This is a genomic window from Mesorhizobium sp. B2-4-15 (assembly GCF_006658505.1).
In the GTDB taxonomy this organism is placed as follows: domain Bacteria; phylum Pseudomonadota; class Alphaproteobacteria; order Rhizobiales; family Rhizobiaceae; genus Mesorhizobium.
The window spans coordinates 1-8,868 of the sequence record NZ_VFUZ01000052.1 but is presented as its reverse complement, the minus strand read 5'-3'; the positions used below and the strand labels follow the sequence as shown (position 1 = coordinate 8,868).

The following is an 8,868-nucleotide window of genomic DNA, read 5'->3' as shown; positions in this document are numbered from 1 at the left end:
TACATGGCCGCACCAACCAGCAAAGGCAAAGCTCAAAGAATCCCTTGCCAACGGAGAGCCGTCCATACACGGCCCCAACGCTGCCTGTCTGGAAGTGCCCCATGCCAGACGTTGCGGTGAGGTTCGCTTCAACCGAAAGCGGACACGTCCATTGGATTGCAGGTACGCTGGCTTACGACCCGTGGCTGGCCTCGGGATTTGTGGTAGGCGCAGGCCGCGTTTCACCAACTAGCGGAATTGTTGGCGGCAAAACCAATCCTTCACCCGACTTCGCCTTAGGCTACGTCATCGAGTCCAGGGGGTGGACCGAGGTTCGCCTTGTCCGAGTTCTGAGGCCATCGGTCAGCTCTTAGCCCTTAAGGGTCAGCTCGGTGGTCACATACCGTCAACCACATTCGCTGCAATGGAGGGCAAAGAGATTTATGCAAATCCATCATAAATCGCATGTTCATATCTCGTTTGCGGCAGCTGCGCTCGCAAGGTTACGCTTTGTCATCAAAACAAGAACGAGGGCATAGAGCCTTCGGGGAACAATGGTCATGGGAGATATCGAAAGCGCCAGGTCGACGGCCTTTGTCGTTGTGCCGCCACGCCAGATCTGGACGAAAATACTTGGGCTTGTCGTCATAATCCTGCTCGTGCTGCTCGTCAGGGCGTTCTGGGTAGGCGACATCGCCTGGAAATATGTCGGCGACAATATCTTTGCGCCGAGCGTTCTCAAAGGCGTCGTCAACGCGATCATCATGACCTTCTGCGCCATGGCGCTGGGCATCGTGCTGGGCGTGATGGCCGCCATCATGCGCATGTCGGACAACCCGGTGCTCAGGAACGTCTCGATCGGCTATGTCTGGCTGTTCCGCGGCACCCCTGCGCTGCTGCAACTGCTGCTTTGGTTCAACCTCGCGCTGATCTTTCCCACGATTGGGATTCCCGGTCTTTTCTCCCTGAAGACCGTGGATGTCATGACGCCCTTCGTCGCCGCCTTCCTGGGGCTCGGCATCCAGCAGGGCGCCTATACTGCCGAGGTGGTGCGTGCAGGCATCCTCTCCATCGACAAGGGCCAGACCGAAGCCGGCCTTTCGATCGGCATGACGCCGCTGCGGGCCATGCTGCGCATCATCCTGCCGCAAGCCATGCGCGTGATCGTTCCGCCGATCGGCAATGAAACCATCGGCATGGTCAAACTCACCTCGCTGGCCAGCGTCATCCAGTTCTCCGAACTGCTGAGAAGCGTCGAGGACGTCTACTACGTCAACTCCCGTGTCATCGAACTGCTGATCGTGGCCGCGATCTGGTACATGGTGGTCGTCACGGTGCTATCCATCGGCCAGATATTCATCGAGCGCCATTTCTCGAAAGGCTGGGGCGGCCATCGCCCGGGCCAGCCCGCCCAGCAGACCTTGGCAGAGGAGGCAGCGTGATGGACGCCCTGATTACAGCCGTCGGTCTGCAGAAGTATTTCGGCTCCTTCCATGTCCTGCAGGATATCGATTTCGCGATCGCGAAAGGCGAGGTCGTCTGCATCATCGGCCCTTCCGGATCCGGCAAGAGCACCTTCCTGCGTTGCATCAACCAGCTTGAACGAGTCGACGCTGGATATGTCACCATCGGTGGCGAAATCGTCGGCTACCGCCGCGACGGGAACAAGCTCTATCCGTTGAGCCAACGCGAGATCGCCCGCCAGCGGCAGTCCGTGGGCATGGTATTCCAGCGGTTCCACCTCTTCCCCCACAAGACGGTGCTGCAAAACATCATCGAGGGGCCGATGGGCGTGCAGAAACGCCCCAAGGCCGCTTGCGTCGAGGAAGCCAAGGCCCTGCTCAAGCGCGTCGGGCTTGCCCACAAAGCCGATGCTTACCCGGGCGAATTGTCCGGCGGCCAGCAACAGCGCGTAGCGATCGCCCGTGCGCTCGCCATGAAGCCCAAGGCGATGCTGTTTGACGAGCCGACCTCGGCGCTCGATCCAGAACTGGTCGGCGAGGTGCTGGGCGTGATGAAGGAGCTTGCGGCCTCCGGCACCACGATGATCGTCGTCACGCATGAACTGGGCTTCTGCCGCGAGGTGGCCGACCGTGTGCTGTTCATGGACGCCGGCCGCATCGTCGACTGCGGGACACCCGCCGAGATTCTCGAAAGTCCACGAAATCCCAGAGTGAGGAACTTCATCTCTGCGGTGCTTTGAAAAACAACCTTCAGGAGGAAAAAGCCATGAAATTCCTACGCATTGCCGTTTCGGCAATGGCCCTTGTCGCGGCCGGTGCTGCGCACGCGGACACCAAGCTCAACCTTGTCAACCAGGGTGAACTGCGCGTCCTGACCAACCCGATCTACCCGCCCATGGAATTCGTCAATCCCGATCAGGGCACGTTGGACGGCTTCGACGTCGACCTGATCAACGCCATCGGCAAGAAGCTCAATCTCAACGTGCTTTTCGTCACCTCCGCATTCCAGGAGCTGCAGAGCGGGCTCCAGACCGGGCGCGGCGATATGATCGTCTCCGGCATGAGCGACAACGTGAAGCGCCAGGCCAGCATGGACTTCGTCGACTACCTAACGAGTGGCCCGATCCTCTTCACGATGAAGGCCAACGCCGCCCAATACAAGGAAACGACGGATTTCTGCGGCAAGACCGTCGCTGGCAGCCGTTCGACCTCCTTCGGCGAAAACGTCACCAGCTGGAGCGACGCCAACTGCGTTGCCAAGGGCAAGCCTGCGATCAAGTTCGAGGGAACGGCCGATTCCAACGCCGCCCGTCTCGGCATGAAGCAGGGCCGCTACGATGCCGTAGTGCAGGGCATCGAAACGATCGCCTACCAGATCCGCCTCGAGCCGGACACCTATCAACTCATCGGCGAACCCCTGCTCAGCAACGATACGTTCGGCATGGGCTTCAAGAAGGACAATACCGGCCTTCGCGATGCCGTGGCCGGCGCATTTGACGAACTGATCAAGGACGGCTCCTACGACGCCATGCTCAAGAAGTGGGGCTTGGTGCACAACGCGGTGCCGAAGGCCGTCATCAACGGCGTGAAGTAAGCGCCAAGGCGCGCCTAAACCTCCCCGAAAGTTCGCGATCTTCGACCGGTCATCCGGCCGGAACTGGGAGCTTTGTCCTTGAGCCCCCCGCGCCCGGCTTTGCCGGGCGCGGGGGAATCCCCCAACAGAATGACCACGCCCATGCCACAGCCTCCTCTTTCCATCGGTTCGCTTTGGCCGGCCGGAAGACAATCCGCAGTCGGTCTCGCTTTCGACGTCGACGGGCCGACGGGAGACGCGATGCTCGATGGGTCGCTGCTTTCCAACCCGCGTTATTTCACGCAGGGCGCCTATGGCCCGTGGCGCGCGCTGCCGAGATTGCTCGACCTGCTCGCGGCTTATGACCTCAGGGCCACTTTCTTCATCCCAACCTGGGTCGTGGAGCACTGGACCGACCGGTGCGAGCGCATCGTCGCCGGCGGCCACGAGGTTGGTTATCACGGTCACCGCCACGAGGTATTCATTGACCTCACGGCGCAGCAGCAACTGGACGTGATGGCGCGGTCGCGCCGGATTTTTCGCGAGCGGCTCGGCGTGACGCCTATCGGGTTCAGAACACCATCGGGCGATTGGAGCCAGGAAACGGCGGCGCTTCTCCAGGATTTCGGCGTCATCTACTCGAGTTCCATGCGCGGCGACGACCGCCCCTACTTCCATCCTTCCGATAAGGGTCCCGGGCTCGTTGAAATCCCGGCGCGCTGGGACATCGACGACTACACCGCGCTTGCCTACACCGAGACGCCGGATTTCCCGATCGGGCTTGACCGGATTGCAGATTATCGCGCCGTCGAGCGCAACTGGCGCGCGGAGTTCGAAGGCTATCATCGCGAAGGGCTGTGCTGGACGACGATCCTGCATCCGAAGGTATGCGCCAAGCCGGGGCGTCTTTCCATTCTCCAGGGCCTGTTCGAGGCGATCGCCAGCAAAGGCGACAGCGTCTGGACGGCCCGCCTCGGCGACATCGCCCATTGGTGGATCGAACGCCGGTCCGGGGCCGACAATCGAAAGCTGACAGCATGACCACACCACAGCCGACAATCTGGCCCAAGGGCAAAAGCTGCGCCGTGATGGTCGCGGTGCCGTTCGACGACGGAGCCGACGCGATAGCCGCCGCTCCCGATCTCGCCAACAGGTCGAAGAGCCTGTCGGTCTGGCAATTCGGCGCAACCCGTGGCGTCGAGCGGCTTTGCCGGACATTCGCAACATCGAACGTCAAGGCAAGCTGGTTCCTGAACGCCCAAACAGCGGATCGCCATGGCGACCTGGCGCGTCGGATCGCCGATGCGGGGCACGAGATCGCAAGCAGCGGCCTTGCCTTCGATCGCTACGACGCGCTCACGCCTGCCCGGTCGCTCGACAGCCTCAGGCGCTCGAGGGACGCGCTGAACACGCTGGCGAGGAGGGACATAACCGGGTTCCGCCTGGCGCAGGGCAATTGGCCCCTAGGGTTCGACAGGCTTCTGCTGGAGGCGGGTTACGGTTGGTCGGCCAGCCTCAATGGCGACGACGTGCCCTACACCCATCCGTCCGGTCTTGTGGAAATTCCGGTTCACGTCGAGCTGGAAGACCGGCCCTATTTCCAGTTCAATTTCACGCCCGCCTTTCCGAAGGGTCAGGGCCGGATACCCGACTACGAAGGCGTCCTTCACAACTGGATCGCCGAGTTCGACGCATATCGCCGCTACGGCCTCTGCTACGTTATCCAGCTTCGACCGGAATGGAGCGGAACACCTGGGCGGATCTCGCTTGTCGAGGACCTGCTGCGTCACATCCTCAGCTTCGACGATGTGTGGCTGGCGACCGGCGGCGAGATAGCGGAGCGCCAGAAGTCGCTTGACTCGACCGTCGCGAACGATCATCCGATCGAGGTCTTCGACACCTATCGCAAGGAGCAGGGCGTCGATGGCTGAAACCATGCTCACTGCGCTTGCCGACAAAGTCGCTGCCACGGACTTTTCGGACTTTCCTCAAACCACGGTGCGAAAAGCCAAGCTCCATATTCTGGATACGCTCGGCGTTTCGATCGTGGGCGCGACATCGCTCGAGACGAAGCTCGCGGTCGACGCACTAGGGTTGAAGGGCGACAAAGGAGAGGCGAGCGCCTGGGGACTGCCGCTCAAGACCGACGCCCGCACCGCTGCTTTCCTCAATGGCGTGTCCGCTCATGCCTTCGAACTGGACGATTCTGGTGGCTGCGATCACTCTGGCGCCGTCGTTGTGCCGGCCGTCATTGCGGCGCTCGAAACGATGGAGGGAGCCGTCGACGGCCGGTTGTTCCTTAAATCCGTGTTGCTAGGCTATGAGGTGGGACGCCGCGTCCTGGAGGCCGCCGGCGGCTATGAAATCCACAACGGCAAAGGCTGGCATTCAACCGGCACCTGCGGGACCTTCGGCGCCGCGGCGGCCGTGGCGACACTGTTGGGACTGGATCGAGACGGCATAGCCTCGGCGCTAGGCTGCGCGCTCTCCTATTCGGGCGGGACCTGGGCCTTCATCCATGATGGCGGCCCCGCCAAAAAGCTGCACGCCGGCCGTGCCGCGGAGGGCGGCTACGTTTCGGCCCGGCTCGCTCGGTCCGGTTTTCACGGGCCGCTTTTGGCTTTCGACGATGTTTGGGGCGGATTTTTCGGAACCTTTGGCGACGGGCGGGCGGCATCGGAAGAGCTCAGTCGCGATTTCGGCCAGAACTGGCGGCTCAACCGCTGCTCAATCAAGCCGCACGCGACGTGCCGCGGCACACACTCGGCCATCGACGCCATCGATTTGATGCTCGGGGACAACCGGCTGGCGAGTTCGGATGTCGCTTCGGTCTCCGTCGAGATGAGCACCTTCCAGTTCGGCATGTGCGGCCACAAGACGGTGACCTCGCGGGCGCAGGCACAGATGAGCCTGCCTTATGCCGTTGCGGCCCGGCTGCATCACGGCAAGGTCTCGTTGGCCGAGCTCGAGGAGAAAGCCTGGCGTGATCCAGCGATCGGCAAATGGCTGGACCGTGTGACGGTTGGCGTCGACCAGGCGATGCGCGACGAGGAAGAGCCGTCCGTGGATATCCGTACCCGTGATGGCAGGGTGTTTTCGGCCAAGGTGGAAGATCCCCTCGGCGGACCGCTCAATCCGCTGAGCGACGAGCGCATCATCGCCAAATACGCCGATCTTGCTGGCATCGTGCTGCCGGAAGCCCGCGTTGCCGCGCTTCGCGATGTGATCCTCGACATCGACGCTGTCGACGATGTCCGCACCTTCACCGATCTGCTCCAACCGTGAGATGACAATGTCCGAACCTTCGAACGCAACATGGTCGCCCCTGTTCAAGGAGGCCATCTCGACCGACTTTCGCGACTTTCACGAATGCCTCGACCAGGACAAGCGCATCGCCATCTATGACGTCGCCGCCTCCAAGGTTCATGCCCGGATGCTTGCCCGCGCAGGCGTCCTGACGCCCGCGGACCACGAGGCCATCCAGACCGGTCTCGACACGATCGCCGGTGAAATTGGATCCGGCGCCTTTGTGTGGAGGAAGGAGCTCGAGGACGTCCACATGAACGTCGAAAGCCGCTTGACGGCGCTGGTCGGCGACGCCGGCAAGAAGCTCCACACCGCCCGCTCGCGCAACGACCAGGTCGCGACGGATATCCGCCTTTATGCACGGGCCGAACTCGAAGCGCTCGGTTTCGAGTTGAAGGCGCTCATCCTCGCCTTCGTCGATCTCGCGGAAACCCATGCGGCTACGATCATGCCGGGCTTCACCCACCTTCAGATCGCCCAGCCGGTTACGTTCGGCCATCACTTGATGGCCTATGCGGAGATGTTCATTCGCGATCTCGAGCGCGTCGGCCAGGCGCGCGAGCGCCTCAATGTGTCACCGCTGGGCGCCGCGGCGCTCGCGGGAACAGGCTTTCCCATCGACCCTGATTTCAGTGCGCAGGAACTCGGTTTTTCGCGCGCCTTCCGCAATTCGCTCGACGCCGTTTCCGACCGCGATTACGTGGTCGATATCTGCGCGGCCGGCGCCGTCATCATGGGCCACCTGTCGCGCTTCGCCGAGGAAGTCATCCTGTGGTGTACGCCAATGGTCGATTTCATCGAGGTCGGCGATCAGTTCTGCACCGGCTCCTCTATCATGCCGCAGAAGCGCAATCCCGATCTCGCCGAGCTTGTCCGCGGCAAGGCCGCGCGTGTGATCGGTAACCTGACGACGTCCGTGGCGCTGATGAAGTCGCAGCCTCTCGCCTTCAACAAGGACCAGCAGGAGTCCAAGCCGCCGCTGACCGACACGTTGGAGAATGTGCGTGGCGCGGTTACCGTCACGACCCAGATGCTGCCGACGATCAAGGTCAAGGCCGACAACATGCGCATGGCGGCCGAAAAAGGCTATTCGACGGCGACGGACCTGGCAGATTACCTGGTGCGCGCCGGCATGCCCTTCCGGGATGCCCACCATGCGGTGGCCGCTATCGTCGGCGCCGCGCGGGACAACGGCTACGAGACACTCTCAGAAATGCCTCTCGCGGCCATGCAGGCTTTCGCACCGGTGATCTCCGACGATGTGGCGGATGTCTTGACGACGGAAGGCTCCGTCGCCAGCCGCAACCATCGCGGTGGTACGGCGCCCGAGCAGGTGCGGCGCGCCGCAGCTGAGCTGCGCGCGCTCCTCGGCTGACGTCGAAACGCTGTTTACCTCCGCGACGGCGCCTGTTTAATGGATGGCACCCTCGCGGAGGATCATTTGAAACCGACATTCCAGCAGAACCGGCTGCCGCCATTGCAGACGCTGCAGACCTTCTCTGTCGTAGCGGAGACAGGAAGCTTTACCCAGGCTGCGTCGGAGCTCAATCTCAGCCAAAGCGCCATCAGCCGCCAGATTCAGCAGCTGGAGCACTATTTCGGCTGCAGCCTCTTCCAGCGTCATACGCGCAAGGTGGTCCTGACCGAGCAGGGCGACGCGATCGTTCCCATCGTCAATGGATTGCTCATCTCGCTCCGCAATTCCTTCGAGGCGACCAGGACAAAGGGACGATCCCTAACCGTGCGGATGCCGCCCACATTCGCCCGGCGCTGGCTTCTTCCCCGGCTGACCGACCTTCATGGTTGCCACCCGGACCTCAACATCACGATCGACACCGCCTGGTTTGCCAGGCCGAACTTCGGGCCCGGAGACATCGATCTTCTGATCCTCTATGGCAACGGCCATTGGCCGGGGATGAAGGTCGAACTGCTCCTGCCCGAAAAGCTTACGCCGATGTGCGCCCCTTCATTCGCCGGCATGCTTGGCGATCCGGCACGCTTGGAAAATCTGGCTAACTGCGTGCTGCTGCACTCCAACGCTCGCCAGAGCGACTGGACGCTCTGGCTTCAGGCTGAAAGCGCCTATGACCTGACCGCGGCGCGCAACCAGATATTCGACACCCAGGATTTTGCGATGACAGCCGCGGCAAGCGGCTACGGCGTGACCATGGGAGATATGCATTTAGCGCGGCAGGATCTGGAAAGTGGCGCGCTTGTCACGCCCTTTTCGCGCGTCATCGAAAGCGGCTATGGCTACTACGCCATCTGTCCGGCAAGGGGGGATGCCATAGCGCTCGTATCCGATCTGCTCGATTGGCTGGTGAAGGACCGTCCAGCGTAAATGTCGTTGGAGATTTGAGCCGTCAGCCAGCAATTGTGCCAAATCCGACGGCGCTCGGACACGTTTCCGATCATGGAATTTGAACGTCCGTTATCCTTATTGTGAAGCTGGAAAGTTGCCAATCCGCTTCTGATGCGGTGGACGGCTCTCCTCCCGCCCTGCGGTATGATCGTGGGGCCAGAGCTGGAGGAGATCTATGATGGGCA

Annotated in this window: 8 protein-coding genes; all 8 read left to right on the top strand. The window is 61.9% G+C overall.

From position 1 onward, the window contains the following. Nucleotides 1-539 precede the first annotated feature (539 nt). The 8 genes from FJ930_RS29800 (at nt 540) to FJ930_RS29765 (ending at nt 8,662) form a co-directional block, all read left to right on the top strand. Nucleotides 540-1,421 (top strand): amino acid ABC transporter permease, encoded by an 882-nt coding sequence (locus tag FJ930_RS29800; protein WP_141841172.1) that lies wholly within the window; start codon nt 540-542, stop codon nt 1,419-1,421. Beyond that, on the top strand, nt 1,421-2,182 hold the full coding sequence (locus FJ930_RS29795; protein ID WP_141841171.1) for an amino acid ABC transporter ATP-binding protein: 762 nt from the start codon (nt 1,421-1,423) through the stop codon (nt 2,180-2,182). Before FJ930_RS29800 ends, FJ930_RS29795 begins: the two co-directional genes overlap by 1 nt. 26 nt (nt 2,183-2,208) lie before the next feature. Further along, nucleotides 2,209-3,036 (top strand): ABC transporter substrate-binding protein, encoded by an 828-nt coding sequence (locus tag FJ930_RS29790; protein WP_141841170.1) that lies wholly within the window; start codon nt 2,209-2,211, stop codon nt 3,034-3,036. Between the two features lie 240 nt (nt 3,037-3,276). Further along, the gene (locus FJ930_RS29785) at nt 3,277-4,056 is read left to right on the top strand and encodes a polysaccharide deacetylase (protein ID WP_246677101.1); all 780 of its coding nucleotides are present in this window, start codon (nt 3,277-3,279) and stop codon (nt 4,054-4,056) included. Continuing rightward, complete coding sequence (locus FJ930_RS29780; protein ID WP_141841168.1) at nt 4,053-4,946, top strand: polysaccharide deacetylase family protein; 894 nt, start codon at nt 4,053-4,055, stop codon at nt 4,944-4,946. The genes FJ930_RS29785 and FJ930_RS29780 overlap by 4 nt, the downstream gene beginning before the upstream one ends. Further along, on the top strand, nt 4,939-6,300 hold the full coding sequence (locus FJ930_RS29775; RefSeq protein WP_141841167.1) for an MmgE/PrpD family protein: 1,362 nt from the start codon (nt 4,939-4,941) through the stop codon (nt 6,298-6,300). Before FJ930_RS29780 ends, FJ930_RS29775 begins: the two co-directional genes overlap by 8 nt. A 7-nt stretch (nt 6,301-6,307) precedes the next feature. Further along, on the top strand, nt 6,308-7,696 hold the full coding sequence (gene argH / locus FJ930_RS29770; RefSeq protein ID WP_141841166.1) for an argininosuccinate lyase: 1,389 nt from the start codon (nt 6,308-6,310) through the stop codon (nt 7,694-7,696). 66 nt (nt 7,697-7,762) lie between these two features. Next, nucleotides 7,763-8,662, top strand: coding sequence for a LysR substrate-binding domain-containing protein (locus FJ930_RS29765; RefSeq protein WP_246677100.1), 900 nt, complete (start codon nt 7,763-7,765; stop codon nt 8,660-8,662). Nucleotides 8,663-8,868 lie beyond the last annotated feature (206 nt).

What these genes read in the sequence shown, in the direction of transcription:
- FJ930_RS29790 (WP_141841170.1), top strand. Translation starts at nt 2,209, where the DNA reads ATGAAATTCCTACGCATTGCCGTTTCGGCAATGGCCCTTGTCGCGGCC.
- FJ930_RS29780 (WP_141841168.1), top strand. Translation starts at nt 4,053, where the DNA reads ATGACCACACCACAGCCGACAATCTGGCCCAAGGGCAAAAGCTGCGCC.
- FJ930_RS29775 (WP_141841167.1), top strand. Translation starts at nt 4,939, where the DNA reads ATGGCTGAAACCATGCTCACTGCGCTTGCCGACAAAGTCGCTGCCACG.
- FJ930_RS29800 (WP_141841172.1), top strand. Translation starts at nt 540, where the DNA reads ATGGGAGATATCGAAAGCGCCAGGTCGACGGCCTTTGTCGTTGTGCCG.
- FJ930_RS29795 (WP_141841171.1), top strand. Translation starts at nt 1,421, where the DNA reads ATGGACGCCCTGATTACAGCCGTCGGTCTGCAGAAGTATTTCGGCTCC.
- argH (WP_141841166.1), top strand. Translation starts at nt 6,308, where the DNA reads ATGTCCGAACCTTCGAACGCAACATGGTCGCCCCTGTTCAAGGAGGCC.
- FJ930_RS29785 (WP_246677101.1), top strand. Translation starts at nt 3,277, where the DNA reads ATGCTCGATGGGTCGCTGCTTTCCAACCCGCGTTATTTCACGCAGGGC.